Origin of the sequence: Aeromicrobium halocynthiae, from assembly GCF_039531385.1 — a bacterium.
GTDB classification, from domain to species: domain Bacteria; phylum Actinomycetota; class Actinomycetes; order Propionibacteriales; family Nocardioidaceae; genus Aeromicrobium; species Aeromicrobium halocynthiae.
Genome location: NZ_BAAAPY010000005.1, coordinates 52,171 through 76,683, shown reverse-complemented (window position 1 = coordinate 76,683; position 24,513 = coordinate 52,171). Strand labels below are relative to the sequence as shown.

24 protein-coding genes are annotated in these 24,513 nt (G+C 70.4%); 12 read left to right on the top strand and 12 right to left on the bottom strand.

Translation table 11 applies throughout. From position 1 onward, the window contains the following. Window positions 1–218: 218 nt before the first annotated feature. Window positions 219–407, top strand: a complete 189-nt coding sequence (locus tag ABD213_RS08730; protein ID WP_344327025.1) for a hypothetical protein — start codon at window positions 219–221, stop codon at window positions 405–407. A gap of 34 nt (window positions 408–441) precedes the next feature. Here ABD213_RS08730 and ABD213_RS08725 read toward each other — a convergent pair whose 3' ends face one another. Together ABD213_RS08725 and ABD213_RS08720 are read right to left on the bottom strand one after the other, a co-directional pair. Then, window positions 442–1,428, bottom strand: coding sequence for a malate dehydrogenase (locus ABD213_RS08725; protein WP_425546039.1), 987 nt, complete (start codon window positions 1,426–1,428; stop codon window positions 442–444). Between the two features lie 100 nt (window positions 1,429–1,528). Further along, window positions 1,529–3,127 (bottom strand): catalase, encoded by a 1,599-nt coding sequence (locus ABD213_RS08720; RefSeq protein ID WP_425546038.1) that lies wholly within the window; start codon window positions 3,125–3,127, stop codon window positions 1,529–1,531. Between the two features lie 158 nt (window positions 3,128–3,285). Here ABD213_RS08720 and ABD213_RS08715 point away from each other — a divergent pair, with 158 nt between their 5' ends. Beyond that, on the top strand, window positions 3,286–5,502 hold the full coding sequence (locus tag ABD213_RS08715; RefSeq protein WP_344327023.1) for an NADP-dependent isocitrate dehydrogenase: 2,217 nt from the start codon (window positions 3,286–3,288) through the stop codon (window positions 5,500–5,502). Window positions 5,503–5,588: 86 nt separating this feature from the next. Continuing rightward, on the top strand, window positions 5,589–6,836 hold the full coding sequence (locus ABD213_RS08710; protein ID WP_344327021.1) for an MFS transporter: 1,248 nt from the start codon (window positions 5,589–5,591) through the stop codon (window positions 6,834–6,836). Here the strand turns inward: ABD213_RS08710 and ABD213_RS08705 are convergent. From ABD213_RS08705 to ABD213_RS08670, 8 genes are all read right to left on the bottom strand, one after another. After that, complete coding sequence (locus ABD213_RS08705) at window positions 6,806–7,774, bottom strand: sulfate/molybdate ABC transporter ATP-binding protein (protein WP_344327019.1); 969 nt, start codon at window positions 7,772–7,774, stop codon at window positions 6,806–6,808. The two genes, ABD213_RS08710 and ABD213_RS08705, sit on opposite strands and share 31 nt — an antisense overlap. Next, window positions 7,771–8,613: a sulfate ABC transporter permease gene (locus ABD213_RS08700; RefSeq protein WP_344327017.1), complete on the bottom strand. Its 843-nt coding sequence runs from the start codon at window positions 8,611–8,613 to the stop codon at window positions 7,771–7,773. Before ABD213_RS08700 ends, ABD213_RS08705 begins: the two co-directional genes overlap by 4 nt. Further along, the gene (gene cysT, locus ABD213_RS08695; protein WP_344327014.1) at window positions 8,606–9,448 is read right to left on the bottom strand and encodes a sulfate ABC transporter permease subunit CysT; all 843 of its coding nucleotides are present in this window, start codon (window positions 9,446–9,448) and stop codon (window positions 8,606–8,608) included. Before cysT ends, ABD213_RS08700 begins: the two co-directional genes overlap by 8 nt. A 19-nt stretch (window positions 9,449–9,467) precedes the next feature. Next, window positions 9,468–10,550: a sulfate ABC transporter substrate-binding protein gene (locus ABD213_RS08690; RefSeq protein ID WP_344327012.1), complete on the bottom strand. Its 1,083-nt coding sequence runs from the start codon at window positions 10,548–10,550 to the stop codon at window positions 9,468–9,470. A gap of 143 nt (window positions 10,551–10,693) precedes the next feature. Beyond that, on the bottom strand, window positions 10,694–11,560 hold the full coding sequence (gene purU / locus ABD213_RS08685; RefSeq protein WP_344327010.1) for a formyltetrahydrofolate deformylase: 867 nt from the start codon (window positions 11,558–11,560) through the stop codon (window positions 10,694–10,696). Between the two features lie 9 nt (window positions 11,561–11,569). Further along, window positions 11,570–12,721, bottom strand: coding sequence for a GNAT family N-acetyltransferase (locus ABD213_RS08680; RefSeq protein WP_344327008.1), 1,152 nt, complete (start codon window positions 12,719–12,721; stop codon window positions 11,570–11,572). Between the two features lie 21 nt (window positions 12,722–12,742). Then, a complete protein-coding gene (locus ABD213_RS08675; RefSeq protein ID WP_344327006.1) occupies window positions 12,743–13,612 on the bottom strand; it encodes a prephenate dehydratase in 870 nt (289 codons plus the stop codon). After that, entirely contained in the window at window positions 13,609–14,715 is a 1,107-nt protein-coding gene (locus ABD213_RS08670) for a galactokinase (protein ID WP_344327003.1), read from the bottom strand. Before ABD213_RS08670 ends, ABD213_RS08675 begins: the two co-directional genes overlap by 4 nt. Window positions 14,716–14,767: 52 nt before the next feature. Between ABD213_RS08670 and trpS the strand changes: the two genes are divergently transcribed. Both trpS and ABD213_RS08660 read left to right on the top strand, forming a co-directional pair. Next, window positions 14,768–15,781: a tryptophan--tRNA ligase gene (gene trpS / locus ABD213_RS08665; protein WP_425546037.1), complete on the top strand. Its 1,014-nt coding sequence runs from the start codon at window positions 14,768–14,770 to the stop codon at window positions 15,779–15,781. Then, a complete protein-coding gene (locus ABD213_RS08660) occupies window positions 15,774–16,313 on the top strand; it encodes a 2'-5' RNA ligase family protein (protein ID WP_344326999.1) in 540 nt (179 codons plus the stop codon). Before trpS ends, ABD213_RS08660 begins: the two co-directional genes overlap by 8 nt. Before the next feature lie 12 nt (window positions 16,314–16,325). Here ABD213_RS08660 and ABD213_RS08655 read toward each other — a convergent pair whose 3' ends face one another. Next, complete coding sequence (locus tag ABD213_RS08655) at window positions 16,326–17,201, bottom strand: LysR family transcriptional regulator (protein ID WP_344326997.1); 876 nt, start codon at window positions 17,199–17,201, stop codon at window positions 16,326–16,328. An 81-nt stretch (window positions 17,202–17,282) separates the two neighbouring features. Here ABD213_RS08655 and ABD213_RS08650 point away from each other — a divergent pair, with 81 nt between their 5' ends. The 7 genes from ABD213_RS08650 to ABD213_RS08620 all read left to right on the top strand — a co-directional run bounded on the left by ABD213_RS08650 (window position 17,283) and on the right by ABD213_RS08620 (window position 24,152). After that, window positions 17,283–18,005, top strand: a complete 723-nt coding sequence (locus tag ABD213_RS08650) for a succinate dehydrogenase cytochrome b subunit (protein ID WP_344326996.1) — start codon at window positions 17,283–17,285, stop codon at window positions 18,003–18,005. Further along, window positions 18,002–19,984, top strand: coding sequence for a fumarate reductase/succinate dehydrogenase flavoprotein subunit (locus ABD213_RS08645; protein WP_344326994.1), 1,983 nt, complete (start codon window positions 18,002–18,004; stop codon window positions 19,982–19,984). Before ABD213_RS08650 ends, ABD213_RS08645 begins: the two co-directional genes overlap by 4 nt. A gap of 13 nt (window positions 19,985–19,997) precedes the next feature. Further along, window positions 19,998–20,744 (top strand): succinate dehydrogenase/fumarate reductase iron-sulfur subunit, encoded by a 747-nt coding sequence (locus ABD213_RS08640; RefSeq protein ID WP_344326991.1) that lies wholly within the window; start codon window positions 19,998–20,000, stop codon window positions 20,742–20,744. Between the two features lie 116 nt (window positions 20,745–20,860). Next, window positions 20,861–21,271, top strand: coding sequence for a MarR family winged helix-turn-helix transcriptional regulator (locus tag ABD213_RS08635; RefSeq protein ID WP_344326989.1), 411 nt, complete (start codon window positions 20,861–20,863; stop codon window positions 21,269–21,271). Next, complete coding sequence (locus ABD213_RS08630) at window positions 21,268–22,650, top strand: MFS transporter (RefSeq protein WP_344326988.1); 1,383 nt, start codon at window positions 21,268–21,270, stop codon at window positions 22,648–22,650. Before ABD213_RS08635 ends, ABD213_RS08630 begins: the two co-directional genes overlap by 4 nt. Further along, window positions 22,532–22,963 (top strand): SRPBCC family protein, encoded by a 432-nt coding sequence (locus ABD213_RS08625; protein WP_344327304.1) that lies wholly within the window; start codon window positions 22,532–22,534, stop codon window positions 22,961–22,963. Before ABD213_RS08630 ends, ABD213_RS08625 begins: the two co-directional genes overlap by 119 nt. A gap of 25 nt (window positions 22,964–22,988) precedes the next feature. Continuing rightward, window positions 22,989–24,152: an amidohydrolase gene (locus tag ABD213_RS08620; protein WP_344326986.1), complete on the top strand. Its 1,164-nt coding sequence runs from the start codon at window positions 22,989–22,991 to the stop codon at window positions 24,150–24,152. Here the strand turns inward: ABD213_RS08620 and ABD213_RS08615 are convergent. Next, the gene (locus ABD213_RS08615) at window positions 24,149–24,466 is read right to left on the bottom strand and encodes an FmdB family zinc ribbon protein (RefSeq protein ID WP_344326984.1); all 318 of its coding nucleotides are present in this window, start codon (window positions 24,464–24,466) and stop codon (window positions 24,149–24,151) included. The two genes, ABD213_RS08620 and ABD213_RS08615, sit on opposite strands and share 4 nt — an antisense overlap. Window positions 24,467–24,513: the final 47 nt, after the last annotated feature.

Here is a 24,513-nt window from a genome sequence, read left to right as displayed (position 1 = left end):
ATCTCCTCGGTCCCGGTCGCCAAGGGCCAGGGCGTGTGGTTCGTCCCCACGATGAATCCGGACCGCGGGCGCAGAGCGAGCGCGAGACGCGGGCGATGCTGCGCTTCCTCAAGGCCTAGAAGCCCGACTACGTCGCCTCCCTGCACCAGCCGTACGGCGTCATCGCGCGTACCGGCATCGACAGGGCATGGGAGAAGCGGCTCTCCAAGGAGCTGGCGATGCCGATCGAGACGGTGGGCGTCGGCACCCCCAGCTCGAAGGTGAGCCCGACGCTCACCGGCTGGTACAACCGCTTCTACCGCCGCCACGGCACCGCGACGACGATCGAGCTCCGACCGAGCGTCTCCTCGGCCTACGTCAAGAAGCGAGCGGCCCCGGGCATCCTGAGGGCCGCGAAGGCTCTCTGAACACCCGGGGCCGCATCGGCTCGGGGAGGTCGGCTCAGATCAGGCCGAGCTCCTTGACGGCGTCGCGCTCCTCGACGAGCTCCGCGGCCGTCGCGTCCATCTTGGCGCGGCTGAAGTCGTCGATCTCCAGGCCCTGGACGATCTCCCAGTCGCCACCGGACGTGGTGACGGGGTAGGAGTAGATGAGGCCCTCGGGGATCCCGTAGGAACCGTCGGAGGCGACGGCCATGGACGCCCAGTCGCCCTCGGGCGTGCCCTGCAGCCAGTCGCGGGCGGCGTCGATCGTGGCCGACGCGGCGGAGGCGGCCGACGAGGCGCCGCGGGCCTCGATGATGGCGGCGCCACGCTTGGCGACGGTCGGGATGAAGTCGTTCTCGATCCAGGCCTGGTCGTCGACGACCTCGGCGGCGTTGCGGCCACCGATCTCGGCGTGGAAGACGTCCGGGTACTGGGTCGCGGAGTGGTTGCCCCAGATGGTCATCTTGGTGATGTCGCCGACCTTGGCGCCGGTCTTGGCCGCCAGCTGGCTCAGCGCGCGGTTGTGGTCGAGACGGGTCAGCGCGCTGAAGCGCTCGCGCGGGATGTCGGGCGCGTTGCTCATCGCGATGAGGGCGTTGGTGTTGGCCGGGTTGCCGGTGACGCCGATGCGGACGTCGTCGGCCGCCACCTCGTTGAGGGCCTTGCCCTGGGTGGTGAAGATGGCGCCGTTGGCCTCGAGCAGGTCGCCGCGCTCCATGCCCTTGGTGCGCGGGCGCGCGCCGACGAGCAGGGCGAGGTTGGCGCCGTCGAAGATGTGAGTGGCGTCGTCACCGATCTCGACGGAGTCGAGCGTGGTGAAGGCGCAGTCGTCGAGCTCCATGACGACGCCCTCGAGCGCCTTGAGCGCCGGGGTGATCTCGAGCAGACGCAGCTGGACGGGGGTGTCGGGGCCGAGGAGGGCACCGCTGGCGATGCGGAAGAGCAGGCTGTAGCCGATCTGGCCGGCGGCGCCGGTCACGGCAACCTTGACGGGAGTGGTCACGACGAGGCTCCTTGGGGTCGGGATTGGACTCGAACGTAACGCAGACCGCCCCGGACCGTCGGTCCGGGGCGGCTGGCGTGGTCCTGCATCGATCGGGGCGTCAGCGCGCGTGCGTGCGCTCCTCGACGAGGGGGTCGGACGCGAGCCCCTTGGCCTGGCCGTCCTCGCCGCCGGGGTTGTCGCCTCCCCGGCCCGCCCGGGTGAGCTCCTCGATCTTCTTCCCGCAGTCGGTGTCGACGCGCTTCCAGTAGTCGAAGGCACGCTCGAGAACGTCGCCCTGGACGCCGCCGAGCAGGTGCCCGGCGACCGTCTCGACGAACCGTTCGCGCTGGGCGTCGTCCCAGACGTCGCGCACGAGCGTGCCGGCCTGGGAGAAGTCGTCGTCGTCGGGGCGCAGGGTGTAGGCCTCGCGCAGCATGGGCCCGTCGGTCTCCCACCCGTCCTCGACCGGACCGGTCTCGTCGCTGTAGCCGCGGCCCTCGGAGTTGGGCGCGTAGACCGGCTCGTCGCCACGGTGGTCGTAGGCCATGGGCCCGTCGAAGGTGTAGGTGTTGTGCGCCTCGACGTTCTTGGGCCGGTTGACCGGCAGCTGGTGGTAGTTCGGCCCGATGCGGTATCGCTGGGTGTCGGAGTAGGAGAAGACCCGTCCGAGGAGCATCTTGTCGGGGCTGAAGCCGATGCCGGGGACGACGGCTGACGGCTCGAAGGCCGCCTGCTCGATCTCGGCGAAGAAGTTCTCGGGGTTGCGGTCGAGCGTCATGGTGCCGACCTTCACGAGCGGGTAGTCCTCGTGCGGCCACACCTTGGTCAGGTCGAAGGGGTTGATCCGGTAGGTCTTCGCGTCCTCGTAGGGCATCAGCTGCACCGACAGCGTCCAGGACGGGAAGTCGCCCTCGGCGATGGACTCGTACAGGTCCCGGCGGTGGAAGTCGGCGTCGTGGCCGGCGATCCGGTCCGCCTCCTCGCCGGTCAGGCCCTGGACCCCCTGGTCGGTGTGGAAGTGGTACTTCACCCAGTGCATCTCGCCGGCGGCGTTGATCCAGGAGAACGTGTGCGAGCCGTAGCCGTTCATGTGCCGCCACGACCGGGGGATGCCGCGGTCACCCATGAGGTACGTGACCTGGTGCGCCGACTCGGGGTTCAGGCCCCAGAAGTCCCACTGCATGTGGTTGTCGCGCAGGCCGCTGCCGCCGCGTCGCTTCTGGCTGCGGATGAAGTGCTGGAACTTCATCGGGTCGCGCACGAAGAAGACCGGGGTGTTGTTGCCGACGAGGCTGTAGTTGCCCTCGGTCGTGTAGAACTTCAGCGCGAAGCCCCGGGGGTCGCGCCAGGTGTCGGGGGAGCCGTGCTCGCCGGCGACGGTGGAGAACCGGGCGAGCATCTCGGTCTCGACCCCGGGCTGGAACAGAGCGGCCTTGGTGTAGGCGGACACGTCCTCGGTGGTGCGGAAGGTGCCGAACGCACCGGCGCCCTTCGCGTGGACGTTGCGCTCGGGGACCCGCTCGCGGTTGAAGTGCGCCATCTGCTCGACCAGGTGGCGGTCGTGCAGCAGGATCGGCCCGTCGGTGCCGATGGTGAGGCTGTTGCGGTCGGACCCGGCCGGGGAGCCGGTCATGGTGGTCGAGCCCTGGGACGCCTCGTCGGTGGGCTTGGCGGCCACGGACGTCCGGTCGTCGTGGTCGGGGACCTGGTGGGACATGGGGCTCCTTCGAGGTGGGGTGGGTGCCTGGCCCCCACCGTCACCCCACGAGGCCGTACCCGCATCCCGGGAGCCTCGGACGGCAGTGGTTGCCACCCCCGAGGCGGGCGATATCTTGAGGTCGAGAGACTTTCCGGCCGACGACGAGGAGTGGCCGCATGGCCAAGATCATCTACACCCACACCGACGAGGCGCCGGCGCTGGCGACGTACTCCTTCCTCCCCGTGATCGAGGCCTACGCCTCGACCGCCGGGGTGGAGGTCGAGACGCGCGACATCTCCCTGGCGGGACGCATCATCGCCCAGTTCCCGGACCGGCTGACCGCCGAGCAGCGCATCGACGACGCCCTGGCCGAGCTCGGGGAGATGGCCGACCAGCCCGAGGCGAACATCATCAAGCTGCCGAACATCAGCGCCTCGGTGCCTCAGCTGAAGGCTGCGATCACGGAGCTGCAGGAGCAGGGCTACGACCTGCCGGCCTACCCCGAGAACCCGAGCACCGACGAGGAGCGCGACGCTCGCGCCCGCTACGACGCCGTCAAGGGCAGCGCGGTCAACCCTGTCCTTCGGCAGGGCAACTCCGATCGCCGCGCCCCCGCAGCGGTCAAGAACTACGCCCGCACCAACCCGCACTCCATGGGCGAGTGGAGCGCCGACTCCAGGACCAACGTCGCCACCATGGGTGCCGACGACTTCTTCAGCAACGAGCAGTCCGTCGTCATCGAGGGCGACACCGAGATCTCGATCCGTCACGTCGCCGCCGACGGCACCACCACCGAGCTCAAGAAGGCCTTCGCCGTGCTCGACGGCGAGGTCGTGGACTCCTCGGTGATGCGCGCCGCGGCGCTCGACCGCTTCCTCGCCGCGCAGGTCCAGCGCGCGAAGGACGAGGGCATCCTGTTCTCGGTGCACCTGAAGGCCACGATGATGAAGGTCTCGGACCCGATCATCTTCGGCCACGTCGTGAAGGTCTTCTTCGCCGACGTCTTCGATCGCTTCGGCGACGACCTCGCCACCGCGGGCCTGAGCCCGAGCGACGGCCTGGCCTCCATCTACACCGGTCTGGAGAGCCTCGACAACGGCGCGGAGATCAAGGCCGCCTTCGAGCAGGCCATCGCCGACGGCCCCGAGCTCGCCATGGTCGACTCCGACCGCGGCGTCACCAACCTTCACGTGCCGAGCGACGTCATCATCGACGCCTCCATGCCGGCCATGATCCGCACCTCGGGCCAGATGTGGGACACCGCCGGCGAGCAGGCCGACGCCCTCGCGGTCATCCCCGACTCCAGCTACGCCGGTGTCTACCAGGCGGTCATCGAGGACTGCCGCGCGAACGGTGCCTACGACCCCACGACGATGGGTTCGGTGCCGAACGTGGGCCTCATGGCGCAGAAGGCCGAGGAGTACGGCAGCCACGACAAGACCTTCGAGATCGAGTCCGCCGGCACCGTCCAGGTGGTCGCGGCCGACGGCACCGTGCTGATGGAGCACTCCGTCGAGCCCGGTGACGTCTGGCGCGCCTGCCAGACCAAGGACGTCCCGATCCGCGACTGGGTCAAGCTCGCCGTCATCCGCGCCCGCGCCAGCGAGACCCCCGCGGTCTTCTGGCTCGACGAGAACCGTGCGCACGACGCGAACCTCATCGCCAAGGTGAAGGAGTACCTCGCCGAGCACGACACCGACGGTCTGACGATCGAGATCATGGCTCCGGCCGAGGCGACGCAGTACTCGATCGAGCGCATCCGCAAGGGTGAGGACACGATCAGCGTCACCGGCAACGTGCTGCGTGACTACAACACCGACCTCTTCCCGATCCTCGAGCTCGGCACGAGCGCCAAGATGCTCTCGATCGTCCCGCTGATCAACGGCGGTGGACTGTTCGAGACCGGTGCCGGCGGCTCGGCGCCCAAGCACGTCCAGCAGCTCGTCAAGGAGAACTACCTGCGCTGGGACAGCCTGGGCGAGTTCTTCGCGCTGGCCGCGAGCTTCGAGCACCTGGCGGCGACGACGGACAACGCACGGGCCCAGGTCCTCGCCGACACGCTGGACCGCGCCACTGGCACGTTCCTCGCCGAGAACCGGTCACCCGGGCGCAAGCTCGGCACGACCGACAACCGCGGCAGCCACTTCTACCTCGCGCTGTACTGGGCCGAGGAGCTGGCGAAGCAGACCGAGGACGCCGAGCTGGCCTCGGCGTTCGCCGAGGTGGCCGGGTCGCTGCGCAGCGAGGAGCAGACGATCGTCGACGAGCTGCTCGCCGTCCAGGGGTCCCCGGCCGACATCGGTGGCTACTTCCACCCGTCGGACGAGAAGGCTGCCGCCGTCATGCGTCCTTCGGCGACGTTCACGCGCGTGCTGGACTCGCTCAGCGTCTGAGCACACCGACGCGGAGCCCCGTCGTGGTCGACCGTGAGGTCGGCCACGGCGGGAACACGTTCGGGGCTCAACAACTTGAGGCCTAGGTGAGCACCACGACCCGCACCCCCGCCGCCGAGGCGCGGGCGACGCACCCCGCCCTCGTCATCGTGGCCCTGGCCCTCGGCGGCTTCTCCATCGGCACGACCGAGTTCGTCACGATGGGCCTGCTGCAGGAGATCGCCGACGGCATCGGCGAGACCATCCCGCGCACGGGCCACATCATCAGCGCGTACGCCTTCGGTGTCGTGGTGGGCGCGCCGCTCATCGTCGCGGCGTGCGCCCGCCTGCCGCGCAAGGCGCTCGCCGTCGGTCTCGTCGTCGCGATCGCCGTCGGCAACGCCGCCACCGCCCTCGCCGACGGCTACCCCCAGCTCATGGGCGCGCGCTTCCTGGCCGGGCTGCCGCACGGCGCGTACTTCGGGGTCGCGTCCCTGCTCGCGGCGTCGGTGGTCGGCCCCGAGCGGCGCGGACGTGCCGTGGCGGGAGTGATGCTGGGACTGTCGGTCGCCACCGTCGCCGGGGTGCCCGCGAGCACGTGGCTCGGGCAGAACCTCGGGTGGCGTGCCGCCTACTGGCTCGTGGTCGTGCTCGCCGTCCTCACCGTCGCGCTCGTGCTCGCGGTCGTGCCCTCCCGCCCGGGCAACCCCGACGCCACTGTCCGCGCAGAGCTCGGTGCGCTCGCCCGTCCCCAGGTCCTGTTCGCGGTCGCGGCGGGGATGATCGGCTTCGGCGGCGTCTTCGCGCTGTACAGCTACGTGAGCCCGCTCGCCACGAACGTCACGGGCGTCGCCCTGTCGTCGGTGCCGTGGTTCCTGCTGGCCTTCGGCGTCGGCTCGGTGGTCGGGTCCTGGCTGGCCGGGATGCTCTCGGACTGGGACGTCGAGCGGACCGTGCTGGGCGGCTTCGCGGTGCTCGTCGCCGTCCTCGTGGCGTCGTGGTGGCTGACCCCGACGATCGTCGGTGCGCTCGTGACGGTCTTCGTGGTGGGCGTGCTCGGCTCCGTGCTTGCCATCGGGCTGCAGATCCGGCTCATGAACGAGGCCGGTGACGCCGAGATGCTCGGCGCGGCGCTCAACCACTCCTCACTCAACGTGGCCAACGGCCTCGGTGCGGCCGTCGGCTCGGTGGTCATCGCCGGTGGCCTCGGCTACCGGGCACCGGGTGTCGTCGGAGCCGGCCTCGCCGGGCTGGGGCTGGGCATCTTCGCGGTCGCCCTCGTCGTGCAGCGTCGAGGCGCCTCCCGCACGCCCGACGTCGAGGATCAGACGCTGACGGTGTCCGCCCCCACCTGAGGTCGCAGCCAGACGCGGTCGCCCTCGTGCAGGTCCAGCGCGCGGGCCTCCGCCCGGGTGACGACCACCTGGACGGGGCCGGGCGCGTGCGGCGGCTCGGGCGTGACCTCGAGGCGCACCTCGAAGCCGATGCGCGTCCAGCGCGTGATGGTGCCGACGGCCGTCGCCGCCTGCTCGTAGCGGGAGATGTCGATGTCGTGCGGTCGGACGAGCTTGGTCCCGAGCGTCGTCACGGGCCCGAGGAACCCGAGCACGAAGTCGTTCGCGGGCTTGTCGTAGAGGTCGTCGGGGGTCCCGACCTGCTCGATGCGGCCCTCGTTGATGACCACGATCGAGTTGGCGACCTCGAGGGCCTCCTCCTGGTCATGGGTGACGAAGACGGTCGTCACGTGCATCTCGTCGTGCAGGCGTCGCAGCCAGTCGCGCAGCTCCTTGCGGACCTTGGCGTCGAGGGCGCCGAACGGCTCGTCCAGCAGCAGCACGGACGGCTCGATCGCCAGCGCGCGGGCCAGCGCCATGCGCTGGCGCTGCCCGCCGGAGAGCTGCGACGGGAGCCGGTGAGCGAACTGCTTCAGGTGCACCAGCTGCAAGAGCTCATCGACCTTCGCGTCGATCTCGTCCTTCGGGCGCTTGCGGATCTCGAGGCCGAACGCGATGTTGCGTGCCACGTTCAGGTGTTTGAACGCGGCGTAGTGCTGGAACACGAACCCGACGTTGCGTCGCTGCACCGGGAGGGCGGTCGCGTCGTTGCCCTCGATCACGATCGACCCGGCATCGGCCTGCTCGAGCCCGGCGATGATGCGCAGCAGCGTGGTCTTGCCGCCGCCGGACGGGCCCAGGAGTGCGGTGAGCTGGCCGGTCGGGATGGTCAGGTCGATGTCCTGGAGGGCGACGAAGTCGCCGAAGTTCTTGGAGACGCCGGAGATCTCGATGCTCATGAGTCGGCCTTTCGGGGTCGGGCGGCGCGGGAGCGCAGGACGGAGACGACGATGATGCAGGCGACGGAGACGCTCGCCAGCAGGAAGGCGATCGCGTAGGCACCCTCGGTGTCGAAGTTGAGATACTTCTCCTCGACGGCGAGGGTCGCGGTCCTGGTCTGACCGAGGATGTTGCCCGAGACGACCTTCACGGCACCGAACTCGCCGAGGGACCGGGCCAGCGTCAGGACCACGCCGTACACGACCGCCCACCGGATGCTCGGCAAGGTGATCCGCCAGAACGTCTGCCAACCGTTCGCGCCGAGGCTGTAGGCGGCCTGCTCCTGCTCGGTGCCGATCTCCTTCAGGACGGGGACGACCTCACGGATCACGAGCGGAAGGGCGACGAAGGCAGTGGCCATGATGATGCCGGGGGTGGAGAAGATGACGCGGAAGCCGGCGCTCTCCAGCGTCGGCCCGAACCAGCCACCGCGTCCGCCGTAGACCAGCACGAGCGCGAGGCCCACGACGATGGGGGAGATCGCCAGTGGCAGGTCGAGCAGGGCGCTGAGCAGGCGCTTGCCAGGGAACTCCGTGCGGACGAGGAGCAGGGAGACGCTCACGCCGAAGACGGTGTTGATGGCCGTGGCGACCAGCGCGGCGAACGCCGTCAGCCCGAGGGCATGCCGCATGTCAGGGTCCTCGAAGATCCCGGCCAGCGCGTCGAAGCCGTTCGCGAACGTGTTGGTCGCCACGAGGGAGACCGGCCATGCGACGAGCATGAACAGGTAGACGATGACCAGGCCCCGGAGCACGTAGGTGAAGGGGGTGGCCCGCTGCCGGATGTGCACGTCAGCCACGGGCGGCCACCCGCCTCTGGATGACGTCGATCACGAGGATGACGAGCAGCGAGATCACGAGCAGCAACGCCGCGATGGACGTCGCGGCGGCCGGGTTGTCGTTCTCGATGGCGCTCAGGATGCGTACCGACGCGACCTCCGAGCGCATCGGCAGGTTGCCCGAGAGCAGGACGAGCGACCCGTACTCGCCGACGGCCCGCGCGAAGGACAGCGCCGCCCCTGCCGCGATCGCCGGGGCGAGGCTGGGCAGGACGATGCGGCGGAAGATCGTCGCGCGGCTCGCGCCGAGCGACGCGGCTGCTTCCTCGACCTCGCCGTCGAGCTCCTCGAGCACCGGTTGCACCATCCGCACGACGAAAGGCAACGTCACGAAGAGGAAGGCCAGGTAGATCGATCCCTGGGTGTTGTTGATGCTCAGTCCGAGGACGCCACCGTCGCCGTAGAGGGACAGCAGGACGAGTCCGGCGACGATCGTCGGCAGGGCGAACGGGATGTCGATGACCAGCTCCAAGAGCGCCTTGCCGCGGAACTCGTCGCGTACGAGCACCCAGGCGATGGCCGTGCCGGTCACGACGTTCGCCGCGGTGACGACGGCCGCCGCAGTCAGGGTGATCCGGATCGCTGCGAACGACTGCGGGTTGGTGACGGCTTGCCAGAAGCCCCCCCACCCGCCTTCGGCCGCGGTGATCATGACCGCGGTGAGGGGGATCAGCACCAGAAGGCTGAACCAGAGCATGGTGATGCCGAGTCCGATGCTGGACGTGGTGGTCAGGGACGACGACAGGAGCGGACGGGGTGCACCCGTCCGGCCTGTCGTGGTGACGGCCTCGCTCACGCGGGGTCTCCTCCTGGGATCACTGGGTGGCCTTGCCGGACTTCTCGATGGCCTGGGTGACGACGCCTGCTTCGCCCTCGGACCCGTCGGCGAAGAGCTGGTCGACGATGCCTCCCCAGCCGGGCCCGCCGAAGTTGTCCTCCAGCGTCAACAGGTTGGTCACCGCCGGGAACGGGTCGTCCGCGTCGGCCGCGCCCTCGATGTCGGACGCCTCGAGGCCGACCTCGGACAGATCGACGACGCCGGGGTCGTCGAGGTTGAGCGGGCGGAAGCCGTTGAGCGCGAACTGTCGCTGCCCGCCCTCGGGGCTGAGGACGAACTCCAGCCAGTCGTCCGTGATGGGAGCGGCCTCGGTCAGCACGGCGCCCGGGTTCTCGATGAGGAGCGTGGTCTCGGGGATGACGTACTCGAAGCCGTTGCCGTTCTGGGCGGCCAGGATCGCCTCGTTCTCGTAGGCGAGCAACACGTCGCCGGTCCCGCCGAGGAAGCTCTGCGTGGCGTCGCGGCCGCTGTTGGTCAGGGAGACCACGTTGGCGAAGAGGTCGTCGAGGAACTGCGCTGCCTCTTCCTCGCTGCCGCCGTTCTCGGTGACGTGACCCCAGGCCGCGAGGGCGTTCCAGCGGGCGGCGCCGGACGAGGCGGGGTTCGGCGTGACGATCTCGACGTCATCGCGGATGAGGTCGTCCCAGCCCTGGATGTTCTTCGGGTTCCCGTCGCGGACGCCCAGGACCACGATCGACGTGGAGACGATGCCCTTGTTCTCCGCGTCGTCCCACGTCTCCTCGACGAGGCCGGCGTCGACGAGACGCTCGACGTCGGTGGCGACCGACAGGTGGACGTAGTCGGCGTCGAGGCCGTCGACCACCGCGCGGCTCTGGTCGCCGGAGGCTCCGTAGGAGGTGCGGAACCCCACACCTGCCCCGGATTCGGTATCGCTGAACTCGTCGGCGATCGCTGCGTTGGCGGCCTCGGGCACGGCGAACCCGACGATGCTGATGGTGTCGTCGCCGCTGGCGCCGCCACCGCCGCAGGCAGCGAGGAGCGCGGTGGCGGCGGCGAGTGCCGCGGCTGTCCTCATGCGGCGGGTGGTCGTCGTGCTCATGGAGTCGTCCTTCGGTCGGGCACGAGCGGAACGCCGTGCGTCGAGACCGACCGTAGGTCTCCAGGAAGGTTGCGCTGACCGATCTCAAGTCATGAGATCAAGTCTCACGTGCTGAGCGGGTGCGCTAGGTACGCCCCGATTCCTCAGCCGAAGACGACGGTCCGCGGACCGTTGCGCAGGACGCGGGACTGAGCGTGCAGGCGCACGGCGCGCGAGAGCGTCTGGGCCTCGACGTCGCGGCCGACGCGGGCGAGGTCGGCGGGCAGCATCCGGTGGTCCACCCGGTGGACGCCCTGCTCGATGATCGGGCCTTCATCGAGGTCGGCGGTCACGTAGTGCGCCGTGGCGCCGATCAGCTTGACGCCCCGGTCGTGCGCCTGGTGGTACGGACGGGCGCCCTTGAAGCTCGGCAGGAAGGAGTGGTGGATGTTGATGGCGCGCCCGTCGAGGGCACGGCAGAGGTCGTCGCTCAGGATCTGCATGTAGCGGGCCAGGACCACGAGCTCGACGTCGAGCTCCTCGACGAGCCCGAGCACCCGCGCCTCGGCCTCGGCCTTGGTGTCCGCGGTGACCGGGACGTGGTGGAAGGGCACGTCGTGGTTGGCGGCGAGCCGCTCGAGGTCGCGGTGGTTGCCGACGACGGCCGGGATCTCGATGGGCAGCGAGCCGGTGCTCTGCCGGTAGAGCAGGTCGTTGAGGCAGTGACCCTCGCGGCTGACCATGACCAGCGTGCGCACGGGTCGCTCGGCGCACGTGATGGTGAAGGCCATCGCATGCTCCTGGGCGACGGGTGAGAAGTCGCTCGTCAACATCTCGACCGAACGCTCCTCGCCGAAGTCGACATGCACCCGCAGGAAGAACTCGCCGCCGGCGACGACGTCGTCGCTGGGATCGGTGTACTGCTGGCTGTCCAGGATGTTCCCGCCGGCCTCGGCGATCCAGCGCGTGACGGCGTAGACCAGCCCCGGGCGGTCGGGACAGGACAGGGTCAGGACGTAGGTCGGGCTCACGTCGCGATCCTAGGAGCCTGCGCGCTCGAGGAGAGGATCGGTGGCCAGCAGGTCGTGGACGACGAGGTCGTCGACGCTGCCGTCGCCGAGGAGCTCGGCCTCCCGCTCGACGCCCACCTCCCGGAACCCGGCGGAGGTGGCGACGCGCCTGCTGGCGGTGTTGCCGGCCGCCGCGAGCAGGCTCAGACGGTGCAGGCCGAGCGACTCGGAGTCCAGCGCATGGCGTGTGACGAGACGCACCGCGTCGGTCATCAGCCCTCGCCCGCGTGCGGCCGGGTGCATCCAGTAGCCCACCTCCGCGGTGGTGGGGTTGAGTCCGCGCAGGTCCATGAGGGCGATGTTCCCGACGAAGGAGTCGTCGGCGGGATCGGCGACCGCCCACGACGTCTTCAGACCGGCCGCGGCCCGCCAGGTGCAGTCGTGCAGGTAGTCACGGGCCGCGGCAGCGGTGTAGGGGCGGGGCAGGCCGACCAGCCAGTGCTGGGTCTCGGGGTCGCTGCACGCCTCGACGATGCGGGGGACGTCGTCCTCGCGCATCGGCCTGAGCCGCACGGTCGGCGACTCGAGGGGCACGGCTTCGGCCCATGGCGTGCTCGGAAAGGGAGTGTCGCCGAAGCGGAAGGTCCCGGTCCAGGCGTCGTGGACGCCGCGCGGTGACTCCAGCAGGCCGCGCGTCGTCCCCTCGAGGCTGAACCCGCAGCGGTGGGCGATCCGCAACGACGCCTCGTGCCCGACCATCGTGCGCCAGTGGACGACCTCGACGCCGCCCTCGGCGAGCACGTGGCCCACGGCCAGGCGCACCGCGCGGGCCATCAGGCCTCGGCCGCGGGCCCAGGGGTGCAGCGCGAACCCGATGTCGTTGACGGCACCCTCGCCGCGCACGTCGACGTTGCCGGCGAAGCGCGGCCGGCCGTCGGCGTCCTCGGCCTCGACCGCCCAGCCGCGCATCCGCCCCTCGTCCCACCCGCGCGGGATGATCTCGAGCGCGAACTCACGGATCGTCTCGGGCGTGGACGGCGACGGCACCGACGTCCACCACTGGGTGAGCGGGTCGTTGGCCATCTCGAGCATGGCGTCGAGGTCGCCCGGGGTGTGGGCGCGCAGCGTCACGACGCCGTCGGAGATCACGGGCACCGACAGCGGCCAGGGCAGGGTGGTCACGCCGACCACCCTAGGCGCGGCTCAGGACGCGTTCTCCTGCCGGAACGGGTCGGCCGGGTACACGCCCATCACCGTGACGTCAGTGGTGAAGAAGCTCAGCTCCTCCAGTGCGCGGGCCAACCCGGGCTCGTCGGGGTGGCCGTCGACCTCGGCCAGGAACTGGGTGCCCGTGAACGACCCGCCCACCATGTAGCTCTCCAGCTTCGTCATGTTGACGCCGTTGGTGGCGAAGCCGCCGAGCGCCTTGTAGAGCGCGGCCGGCAGGTTGCGGACGTTGAAGACGAACGTCGTGACGCTCGGCTGACCTGGCGCCGGCCATCGGGGCTCGCGGGCCAGCTCGACGAACCTGGTCGTGTTGTGGTCCTCGTCCTCGATGTCGCGGCGCAGGATCTCCAGACCGTAGATCTCCGCGGCCAACGGTGGGGCGATGGCGGCCTGCGTGGGGTCCTCGGCCTCCGCGATCTCCCGGGCGGCGCCGGCGGTGTCTCCGGAGATCATCGGGGTCCAGCCGTGCTCCTTGATGATCTTGCGGCACTGACCGAGGGCGTGGACGTGACTGTGCACGGTCTTCACCGTCTCGATCGACGTGCCGGGGACGGCCATGAGCATGAACTGGATGCGCAGGAAGTGCTCGCCCACCACGTGCAGCCCCGAGGTGGGGAGGAAGTGGTGGATGTCGGCGACGCGTCCGGCGATGGAGTTGTCGATGGGGATCATCGCGAGGTCCGCACTGCCGCCCGTGACCGCCGCGAACACGTCCTCGAACGACGCGCAGGCCACGGCCTCGGCGTTCGGGTGGTGCTGCTTGCACACGGTGTGGGAGTTCGCGCCGGGCTCGCCCTGGTAGGCGACGCGACGCACGGTCCCGGTGGGATCGGCGGGCTGGTTCACGCCAACAGTGTGGCACCGTCGCTAGGCCGCACCGTGAAGACGGTGGGAGGAGCCCAGCGCGCGGCGTCGAAGCGAGCGGTCACGAGCGCGGTGGCGGCCTCGACACGGTCGTTCGGCACGAGCGCGATCGCGGACCCTCCGAACCCGCCGCCGGTCATCCGGGCCCCGAGCGCGCCGGACTCGAGCGCGGCCTCGACGGCGAGGTCGAGCTCGGCGCAGCTGACCTCGAAGTCGTCGCGGAGCGAGGCGTGGGAGGCGGTGAGGACCGTGCCGAGCTGGGGCCAGTCGCCGTCGCGCAACGCCCGCACCCCGGCCTTCACGCGGGCGATCTCGGTGAAGACGTGCCGAGCCCGCGCCGCGAGCGTGGGGTCCTCCAGCCCGACGAGCTGGTCGAGGCGCACGTCCGCCAGGTGGTCGACGCCGATCGCGGCGGCGGCCGATGCGCACTCCTCGCGGCGCACGGCGTAGCCGCCCACGGCGTGGGAGTGGTCGACGCGGGTGTCGACGACGAGCAACGACAGGCCGGCCGCCCCGGGGTCGAAGCCGACGTGCTCGACCGTGGGGGGATCGGTCATGGGGTGGACGAGCAGTGCGTGCCCGGCCCGGCCGTGCGTCACCGCGAGCTGGTCCATGAGGCCCGTCGGGGTGCCCACGAAGTCGTTCTCGGCCCGCTGGGCGAGCATCGAGACGGTCACCGGGTCGAGGGCGAGCCCCCCGACGTCGGCGAGGGCGGCGACCACGCCCGTCGTGACCGCCGCCGACGACGCGAGGCCGGCGCCGGCGGGCAGTCCGTCGGGGCCTCGCTCGACGACGAGGTCGATCCCGCTCGTGGGGTGGCCCGCGGCGACGTAGGCGCCCACCGCCCCGGCCGCGTACGCCGCCCAGTCGTCCACGTCGCCGGGCCCCACCGAGGTGGGGAAGGAGGCGCGTCGTCCGTCGCTCCACACGTTGACGACGTGGTCGTCGCGGCCGCGGGCCTTGATCGAGAGGAACCGGTCGATCGCCATCGGCAGGCTGGGTCCGCCGTTGTGGTCGAGGTGCTCGCCGACGAGGTTGACCCGGCCCGGAACCCGCCACCGTCGCACGTCCGCCTGAGCCGTCATCGCGCCGAGCCTAGGGCACGGCACGAGGACGGTCACTGGCAGAATGCACAGCATGTCCAGCAGCAGTCGCCCCCGCTCGCTGTCCGGCATCCAGCCGACCGCCGAGTCGTTCCACCTCGGGAACTACTTCGGGGCGATCCGCCAGTGGGTGAGGCTGCAGGACGACCACGACGCGTTCTACTTCATCGCCGACCTGCACGCGCTGACGGTCCAGCCGGAGCCCGCCACGTTGCGCACGCGCATCCACCGCTCGGCCGCGCAGCTGCTCGCTGCGGGCGTCGACCCGGAACGCTCTGCGCTGTTCTGCCAGAGCCACGTGCCCGAGCACACTCAGCTCGCGTGGGTCTTCAACTGCCTCACGGGGTTCGGCGAGGCCGGTCGCATGACGCAGTTCAAGGACAAGAGCGCCAAGGCCGGTGCCGACAAGGCGAGCGTCGGCCTGTTCACCTACCCGATCCTGCAGGCCGCCGACATCCTGCTGTACGACCCGCACCACGTGCCGGTGGGCGAGGACCAGCGCCAGCACCTGGAGCTCTCGCGCAACCTGGCCCAGCGCTTCAACCACCACTACGGCGAGACGTTCCGCCAGCCGGAGGCGTACATCCTCGAGGGCACGGCGAAGATCGTCGACCTGCAGGAGCCGACGGCCAAGATGAGCAAGTCGGCCTCCGCGCCCAACGGCATCGTCGACCTGCTCGACGACCCGAAGCGAGCGGCCAAGAAGATCCGTTCGGCCGTCACCGACTCCGGTGACGAGATCCGCTACGACCCCGAGACCAAGCCGGGCATCTCCGGGCTGCTGAGCCTCTACGCCACGATCGAGCAGACGTCGGTCGACGCCGTCGTCGCCCAGTTCGAGGGTCAGCAGTACGGCCACCTCAAGGTGGCGCTCGCCGACCTCGTCGCCGACCTCGTCGGCAGCTTCGGGGAGCGGACGCGCAGCTACCTCGACGACCCCGCCGAGCTCGACCGCATCCTCGCCCGCGGGGCGGCCCGCGCCCGGGAGGTCGCCGGCCCGGTGGTCGCCGACGTCTACGACAAGGTCGGACTCGTCCGCGGTGCGTGACGACGTGACCCGGCCCGACGACGTCAGGTTCGGCGTCGCGATCGCCGTGCCCGACCCGCACGGCGAGCAGCTGCGTGCCCGGCGGGCGGCGTTCGGCGACCCGCTCGCCGCCCAGGTGCCCAGCCACGTGACCCTGCTGCCACCGGACGCGGTACCCGGCGATGACCTCGGGTGCCTCACCGGTCGCCTGCGCGACGTCGCGGCGAGCACGGCCCCGTTCGAGATCACGCTCCAGGGGACGGGCACGTTCCGGCCGGTGTCGCCGGTGGTGTTCGTGGCGGTGAGCCGGGGCATTGCGGAGACGGAGATCCTCGCCGCGCGACTGCGCGAGGCCGTGGACCCACCACCGGCGGACTTCCCGTTCCACCCGCACGTCACCGTCGCCCAGCACCTCGACGACGCCGCGCTCGACCGCGCGTACGACGACCTCGCCGGCTTCTCCTGCACGTTCGCCGTGCGCGAGTTCGCCCTCTACCTGCACGACGACCGTGCCGGGTGGTCGCCGCAGGACCGCTTCGCGCTCTCCGGTTGACGGCAGCGCCGCTCAGCGGGCGAGCTGCTCGAGCAGCGCGTCGCGGAAGGCGAGCGCCGCCAGCTGCAGCGAGCCGGGGCGATGGGCCAGGGCGATCTCCCGGTCCAGCGCCGGACGCCTCAGCTGCACCGACCGCAGGGCGGGCCGCGAGGCCATCACCATCTCCGGGACGACCGCGTGACCGAGCCCGGCCTCGACGAAGCGCAGGACGGCGCTCATCTCCCCGCCCTCCACCGCCAGACGTGGGGTGAAGCCGGCGCGTCGGCACGCGCGCATCGTGACCTCCCGCAGGTCGTAGCCCTCCCTGAACATGACGAGGGGGATGTCGCGCAGGTCCGCCACGTCGACGGCCTCCGGCAGCGGTGAGCCCGGAGGAGCGGCCAGCACGAGCCGCTCGTGCATGACCGGGGTGGTCTCGAGCTCACCGGCGTCGGGACGCAGCGGGACGATCACGAGGGCGAGGTCGAGCCGGCCGCGCACGAGGTCACGGGTGAGCAGGGGCGAACCCGCCTCCCGCACCTCGAGCTCGAGGTCGGGGTACGTCGCGTGGAAGCGGGTCAGGACGTCCGGCAGCACGCCGTCGCACAGGGACGGCGTGGCGCCCAGTCGGACGCGGCCGCGCCGCAGGCCCGTGACCTCGTGCACGGCACGCTGCGCCGTCTCGACGTCAATGACGATGCGCTCGGCGTGGGGCAGCAGCGCCTCCCCTGCGCTGGTCAGGGTGACGCCGGAGCGGTCGCGGACGAACAGCGAGGTGCCGAGGGAGTTCTCCAGCGCCCGGATCTGCTTGGACAACGTCGGTTGGGTCACGCCGAGTCGGTCCGCGGCCTGGGTGAAGTGTCGGGTCCGGGCGACGGTCACGAAGGACTCCAGCTGAGGGAACTGCATGGGTCGATCATGCCTCACTCGCATGAAGGTCGCCCTCAGCATGACTTAGCGCGCATGGCCGATGAGGTCTACCGTGGTGTCGTGACCACCATTCAGACCAGGCGTACGTCGGCGAAGCGCTCGACGGTCGCCCTCAAGTACTCGATGGCGGTGTCGGGCCTCGTCATGCTCGGCTACCTGCTCGTCCACATGTACGGCAACCTGAAGTTCTTCCAGGGGCAGGAGTACTTCGACGAGTACCTCGCCGGCCTCGAGGAGCTCTTCACGCCGTACCTGCCCGAGGGCGGACTGCTCTGGATCATGCGCGTCGCGCTCATCACCGCGCTCGTGGTCCACGTCTACGCCGCCATGACGCTGTGGCGGCGCAACAAGGCCGCCGCCGGCTACGTCGGCGCCACGCGCTACCACAGCAAGAAGGGCCGCACCGGCATCCAGCGCTCCTACGCCTCGTTCACGATGCGGTGGGGCGGCATCATCCTGCTGCTGTTCATCATCGGCCACGTCGCCCAGATGCTGCCGAACTGGCTCGCCCCCGGCGGTGCGTCCGACAGCACGTACGAGCGTGTCGTCAACGGCTTCGAGCTGTGGTGGGTCGTGCTGCTCTACACGATCGGCCTCGTGGCCGTCGGCTTCCACCTCTGGCACGGCTTCTGGAGCGCCCTGACGACGCTCGGCCAGAACCGCTCCGCGACGCGCAACGAGTCGACCATCACGTGGGTCTCGACGTTCATCGCGGCGCTCATCTGCTTCGGCTTCCTCATCGTCCCGTTCGCGGTCTTCTTCTTCGGAGTTGGTACGTCATGACCTCACCGACCGATCAGCACAACGTCTCCGAGCAGTTCCACGGCCTCGGCGACGACATCGCCGACACCCGCGCCCCGAGCGGCCCGATCGACCGTCGCTGGGAGCAGCGCAAGTTCGACGCCAAGCTCGTCAACGCCGCCAACCGACGCAAGATCAGCGTCATCATCGTCGGCACCGGCCTCGCCGGCGCCTCGGCGGCCGCCACCCTCGGCGAGGCCGGCTACCAGGTCACCAGCTTCTGCTACCAGGACAGCCCGCGTCGCGCGCACTCCATCGCCGCTCAGGGCGGCATCAACGCCGCCAAGAACTACCGCAACGACGGCGACTCGGTGTACCGGCTCTTCTACGACACGGTCAAGGGCGGCGACTTCCGCGCCCGGGAGTCGAACGTCTACCGGCTCGCCGAGGTCTCGGTCAACATCATCGACCAGTGCGTGGCCCAGGGCGTGCCCTTCGCCCGCGAGTACGGCGGACTGCTCGACAACCGCTCCTTCGGCGGCGTGCAGGTCTCCCGCACGTTCTACGCACGCGGCCAGACCGGGCAGCAGCTGCTCATCGGCGCCTACCAGGCCCTGGAGCGCCAGGTCGCGGCCGGAACCGTCACGATGCACACGCGTCACGAGATGCTCGAGATCGTCATGGTCCCGGACGCCGACGGCACCGAGCGCGCCCGCGGCGTGATCGTCCGTGACCTCGTCACCGGCGAGGTGGAGACGCACACCGCCGACGCCGTCGTGCTCGCCACGGGCGGCTACGGCAACGTCTTCTTCCTGTCCACGAACGCGATGGGCTCCAACGTCACGGCCACGTGGCGTGCTCACCGCAAGGGCGCGTACTTCGCCAACCCGTGCTTCACGCAGATCCACCCCACGTGCATCCCGGTCTCGGGCGACTACCAGTCCAAGCTGACGCTCATGAGCGAGTCGCTGCGCAACGACGGCCGCATCTGGGTGCCCAAGAACAAGGACGACGTCGAGAAGGACCCGCGCGACATCCCCGAGGAGGACCGCGACTACTACCTGGAGCGGATCTACCCGGCATTCGGCAACCTGGTCCCTCGTGACATCGCCTCGCGCGCCGCCAAGTACCAGTGCGACGACGGCAAGGGCGTCGGCCCCGGCGGCCTCGGCGTCTACCTCGACTTCGCGGACGCGATCGAGCGGATGGGTCGCGACACCGTCGAGGCCAAGTACGGCAACCTCTTCGACATGTACGCCCAGATCACGGGTGAGAACCCGTACGAGGTGCCCATGCGCATCTACCCGGCGGTGCACTACACGATGGGCGGCCTGTGGGTCGACTACGACCTGCAGAGCAACCTGACCGGCCTGTTCGTCGCCGGGGAGGCCAACTTCTCCGAGCACGGCGCCAACCGCTTGGGCGCCTCCGCCCTCATGCAGGGTCTGGCCGACGGCTACTTCGTACTGCCGAACACCATCGCCAACTACCTGGCGGACGGCCCGTTCGAGAAGATCGGCGACGACCACCCGCGGGTCGTCGAGGCCCGCCAGGCCGTCGAGGAGCGCGTCGAGAAGCTGCTCGCGGTCGACGGGGAGCGCACGGTCGACTCCTTCCACAAGGAGCTCGGCCACATCATGTGGGACTACTGCGGCATGGAGCGCACCGAGGAGGGCCTGGTCAAGGCCATCTCCCTCATCCGCGACCTGCGCGCGGAGTTCTGGCGCAACGTCAAGGTCACGGGCGAGTCCACCAACCTGAACCAGGCGCTGGAGCGCGCCGGTCGCGTCGCCGACTTCCTGGAGCTCGGCGAGCTCATGTGCATCGACGCACTGCAGCGGCGCGAGTCCTGCGGCGGTCACTTCCGCGCGGAGAGCCAGACCGAGGACGGCGAGGCGCTGCGCCACGACGACGAGTTCGCCTACGTCTCGGCGTGGGAGTTCGGCGAGCAGCAGCCCGTCCTGCACAAGGAACAGCTGGAGTACGAGTACGTCGAGATGAAGGCGCGGTCGTACAAGTGATGAGGAGCCAGAAGTGAAGATCACCGTCAACGTGTGGCGTCAGAAGGACGCCGACACCAAGGGCTCGATGGTCTCGTACGCCCTCGACGACGTCAGCGAGCACATGTCGTTCCTGGAGATGCTCGACGTGCTGAACGAGCAGCTCACGCTCGCCGGCGAGGAGCCGGTCGCGTTCGACTCCGACTGCCGCGAGGGCATCTGCGGCTCGTGCGGCGTGGTCATCAACGGCATCGCCCACGGGCCCGAGGTCACGACCACGTGCCAGCTGCACATGCGCTCGTTCTCCGACGGCGACGTCATCGACATCGAGCCGTGGCGCGCGGGGGCGTTCCCCGTCGTCAAGGACCTCGTGGTCGACCGCGGCGCGTTCGACCGGATCATCGCGGCGGGCGGGTACATCAGCATCAACACCGGGTCCGCTCCGGAGGCGAACAACACGCCCGTGCCCAAGGAGGACGCCGACCACGCGTTCGCGTCGGCCACGTGCATCGGGTGCGGCGCCTGCGTCGCGGCCTGTCCGAACGGTTCGGCGATGCTGTTCACCGCGGCCAAGATCAACCACCTCGGTCTGCTGCCGCAGGGCCAGCCCGAGCGCGAGTCGCGCGTCGTCAGCATGATCGAGCAGCACGACGCCGAGGGCTTCGGTGGCTGCACCAACATCGGTGAGTGCACGGCGGCCTGCCCCAAGGGCATCCCGCTGGACGTCATCAGTCAGCTCAACCGCGACCTCCTGGGAGCGCTGGCGGCCGGCAAGGCCTGATCCGACCCCACTCGAGTCCCGCTCCCCGCATCGTCGGGGGGCGGGACTCGTGCGTGACGCGGCACACAAATGGTTGCGCATTTGAATTAACATAGGTAATGAACTATGCTAATGACATGCCGACCGACTCTCAGCGCCTCGCCCTCGCCGTCGCCCGCCTCAACCGACGACTGCGCCAGGAGCGGCACTCCGACCTGACCCCGACGCAGCTGTCGGTCCTCGGGACGCTGGCGACGCTCGGCCCCACCTCTCCGTCGGCGGTCGCCTCCCGGGAGCGCGTCAGCGCCCCCTCGGTCACGCGCACCATCAACTGCCTCGCCGAGGAGGGGTACGTCATCCGGGAGCCGCACCCCGATGACGGCCGGCAGGTCGTGGTCACGGTCTCCGACCGCGGTCGCAACGTGCTCGGCGAGGAGCGGCAGCGACGTGACGCGTGGCTGCACCAGCGACTCAAGCAGCTCGGAGCCCGCGAGCGCGGCCTGCTCCGGGAGGCCGCCTCGCTGATGGAGGACCTCGCCGAGTCGTGAGCCCCACCTTCCGTGCCCTCTCCGTCCGCAACTACCGCGTCTACGCCACCGGGTCGCTGATCTCCAACACCGGCACCTGGATGCAGAACACCGCGCAGGCCTGGCTGATCCTCGTGCTGACCGGCAGCGGCACGGCGCTCGGGGTCACCGTGGCGCTGCAGCTGCTGCCCACGTTGCTGCTCTCGGCCTACGGGGGAGTGCTGGCCGACCGCTTCGACAAGCGGACGGTCCTGCGCATCATGCAGGTGGCCATGGCGGTGCCGGCGGCCGTGCTCGGCCTGCTCGCCGTCACCGGGCTGGTCCAGGCGTGGCACGTCTACGTCCTCGCGCTCGTCTTCGGCGTGGGACGGGCCCTCGAGGCGCCGTCGCGCCAGGCGTTCGTGCCCGAGATGGTCGGGCCCGACGTCCTGGGCAACGCCGTCGCCCTCAACTCCGCCTCCTTCAACGCCGGCCGACTGGTGGGCCCTGGACTCGCCGGGCTGATGATCGCCGCACTCGGTGGTGGCGTCGTCGGGACGGGGTGGGTCATCGTGATCAACGCCGCCACCTACGCCGCCTCGTTCTGGGCCCTGCAGGCGCTGGACGCCGGGCGGCTCACCCCCACGCCGGTGATCGGCCGCGGTCGCGGGGCCGTCCGGGAGGGCGTGCGGTACGTGCGCTCGCGCCCCGACCTGGTCCTCGTGCTCACGTGCGTGTTCTTCCTCGGCGGCTTCGGGATGAACTTCCAGATCACGAGCGCCCTCATGGCCACCGAGGAGTTCGGTCGCGGCGCCAGCGAGTACGGCCTGCTCGGCTCGCTGCTGGCGATCGGCTCGCTCACCGGAGCCCTGCTGGCGGCCCGCCGCGCCGTGCCGCGGATCCGTCTCGTCGTCCTCTCGGGGCTGGTGTTCAGCGTGGTGCAGGTCGCCTCGGGCCTCATGCCCACCTACGTCACGTACGCCGTCGTGCTTCCCCTCATCGGCGTGACGGTCCTGACGATGGCCACGACGGCGAACGCCTACATCCAGAGCACGGTCACGCCGGCCATGCGCGGACGCGTCGCCGCGCTGTACATCATGGTCTTCATCGGCAGCGTGCCCTTCGTGGCGCCCGGCGTCGGCTGGGTCGGCGAGGCCTTCGGGGCCCGCGCGGCCGTCGTCGGCACCGGCGTCGCCGCCGGCGCGGGAGTCCTCCTGACCACCCTGTGGTACCTCGCCAGGCACCGCGAGAGCCGCAGTGCCGTGCGCGAGCTCGCGCCGACCCTAGGCTGGAGGCATGCAGCTGGAACGCACGTTCGTGCTCGACGCCCCGCTGGACACGGTCTTCGACTACGTCGCGGACTTCGAGAACACGAACGAGTGGGACCCCGGCACGATCGAGACGCGGCGCACCGGCGGTGACGGTGGCGTCGGCACCACGTACGCCAACCGTTCGACCTTCCTCGGCCGGGAGGTCGAGCTCGCCTACGAGACGATCGTGCACGAGCGACCGCACCGCGTCGTCCTCCGGGGACGCAACGGCCGGACCACCGCCACCGACGACCTCGGCTTCGTCGCCGAGGGCGACGGCCGTACCCGCATGACCTACCGGATCACCTTCGACTTCCCCCTGCTCATCGGCCTCGTCGCACCCGTCGTGGCCCGTCGACCCCTGCGAGCACTGGCGCGCGAGGTCGTGGAGAACCTGCAGGGCGTCTTCGCCACCCCACGCTGAGCAGCCGGGGCGCTACCCTGGCCGGATGCTCGTCCAGACCGTCACCCGCGCGATCGAGGTCGTCACCCCCGACCTGATCGAGCTGCGGCGTGACCTGCACGCGAGCCCGGAGCTGTCGTGGCACGAGGAACGCACGAGCGACGTCGTGGCCGCATGGATGGACAAGCTGGGCCTGTGGCACGAGCGACTCGAGGGGACGGGCGTCGTGGCCGAGGTCGGTCCTCACGGCGGCCCGATGGTCGCCCTGCGCGCCGACCTCGACGCGCTCGCCGTCCACGACACCACCTCCGACCCGTGGCGCTCCACCGTGCCCGGCGTGGCCCACGCCTGCGGCCACGACGCGCACGTCGCCGCCCTCGTCGGCGCCGCCGTCGCGTTGCGCGAGCTCGACCAGCAGGGCCTGCTGCCGCGCCGCGTGCGACTCATCTTCCAGCCCGCCGAGGAGGTCATGCCGGGCGGCGCGCTGAAGCTGCTCGCCGGCGGCATCCTCAAGGGCGTCTCCCGGATCTTCGCGCTGCACTGCGACCCGTCGCTCGACGTCGGCCAGGTGGGTCTTCGCGAGGGCCCCATCACGGGCGCCTCGGACCGGATCAACGTCACCCTCAACGGGCGCGGCGGGCACACCTCCCGACCGCACCTGACGGAGGACCTCACGTACGCCCTCGCCAGCCTCGTCACGCAGCTGCCGGCGGTCCTGTCGCGCCGCTTCGACCCGCGCGCCGGCGCCAGCCTGGTGTGGGGACAGGTCTCCGCGGGCCACGCGCCCAACGTCATCCCGGCCACCGGCGAGCTCTCCGGGACCCTGCGCATGCTCGACTCCGGCGCCTGGCACCAGGCCGAGCACCTCGTGCGCGGACTCATCACCGACCTCATCGAGCCGTTCGGCGTCACCGCCGACGTCACGTACGTGCGTGGGGTGCCCCCGGTCGTCAACGACTTCGGGGCGACCGAGCTGCTGCGTCAGGCCGTCACCTCGGCGGTCGGTCCCGGTGCGGTGGCCTCGACGCTGCAGAGCCTCGGGGGCGAGGACTTCGCCTGGTACGTCGAGGCGGTGCCGGGCGCGATGGGGCGCCTCGGCACCCGCACCCCCGACGGACCGACCTACGACCTGCACCAGGGCAACCTGCGCATCGACGAGCGCGCCATCGCCATCGGCGCCGGCGTGCTCGCGACGGTCGCGACGCTCTAGGCGCTGCCGGAGGACGACGAGCTCGTCGAGGAGGAGTCCTTCGACGACGAGCCCTTCGACCCGGGCGAGGAGTCGCTGGTCGAGGAGGAGGACGTCGAGGAGCTCGTCGTCTTCGTCTCGCCCCCGCCCGAACCGTTCGACCGGCTGTCGGTGCGGTAGAAGCCCGAGCCCTTGAACACGACGCCGACGGCGTTGAAGACCTTGCGCAGACGTCCCTCGCAGGCGGGGCAGACGGTCAGCGCGTCATCGGTGAAGGACTGCTGCGCCTCGAGGGCGTGACCGCACTCGGTGCACTGGTACTGGTAGGTGGGCAACGCGAACTCCGGCTCGTGGGATCAGGGATCCCAAGGGTATCGTTGCG

Excerpts from the sequence above, each read along its gene's own strand:
- ABD213_RS08730 (WP_344327025.1), top strand. The coding sequence starts at position 219 with ATGCCGATCGAGACGGTGGGCGTCGGCACCCCCAGCTCGAAGGTGAGC.
- ABD213_RS08720 (WP_425546038.1), bottom strand. The coding sequence starts at position 3,127 with ATGTCCCACCAGGTCCCCGACCACGACGACCGGACGTCCGTGGCCGCC.
- ABD213_RS08715 (WP_344327023.1), top strand. The coding sequence starts at position 3,286 with ATGGCCAAGATCATCTACACCCACACCGACGAGGCGCCGGCGCTGGCG.
- ABD213_RS08705 (WP_344327019.1), bottom strand. The coding sequence starts at position 7,774 with ATGAGCATCGAGATCTCCGGCGTCTCCAAGAACTTCGGCGACTTCGTC.
- ABD213_RS08690 (WP_344327012.1), bottom strand. The coding sequence starts at position 10,550 with ATGAGCACGACGACCACCCGCCGCATGAGGACAGCCGCGGCACTCGCC.
- ABD213_RS08670 (WP_344327003.1), bottom strand. The coding sequence starts at position 14,715 with ATGACGGCTCAGGCGGACGTGCGACGGTGGCGGGTTCCGGGCCGGGTC.
- trpS (WP_425546037.1), top strand. The coding sequence starts at position 14,768 with ATGTCCAGCAGCAGTCGCCCCCGCTCGCTGTCCGGCATCCAGCCGACC.
- ABD213_RS08655 (WP_344326997.1), bottom strand. The coding sequence starts at position 17,201 with ATGCAGTTCCCTCAGCTGGAGTCCTTCGTGACCGTCGCCCGGACCCGA.
- ABD213_RS08645 (WP_344326994.1), top strand. The coding sequence starts at position 18,002 with ATGACCTCACCGACCGATCAGCACAACGTCTCCGAGCAGTTCCACGGC.
- ABD213_RS08635 (WP_344326989.1), top strand. The coding sequence starts at position 20,861 with ATGCCGACCGACTCTCAGCGCCTCGCCCTCGCCGTCGCCCGCCTCAAC.
- ABD213_RS08620 (WP_344326986.1), top strand. The coding sequence starts at position 22,989 with ATGCTCGTCCAGACCGTCACCCGCGCGATCGAGGTCGTCACCCCCGAC.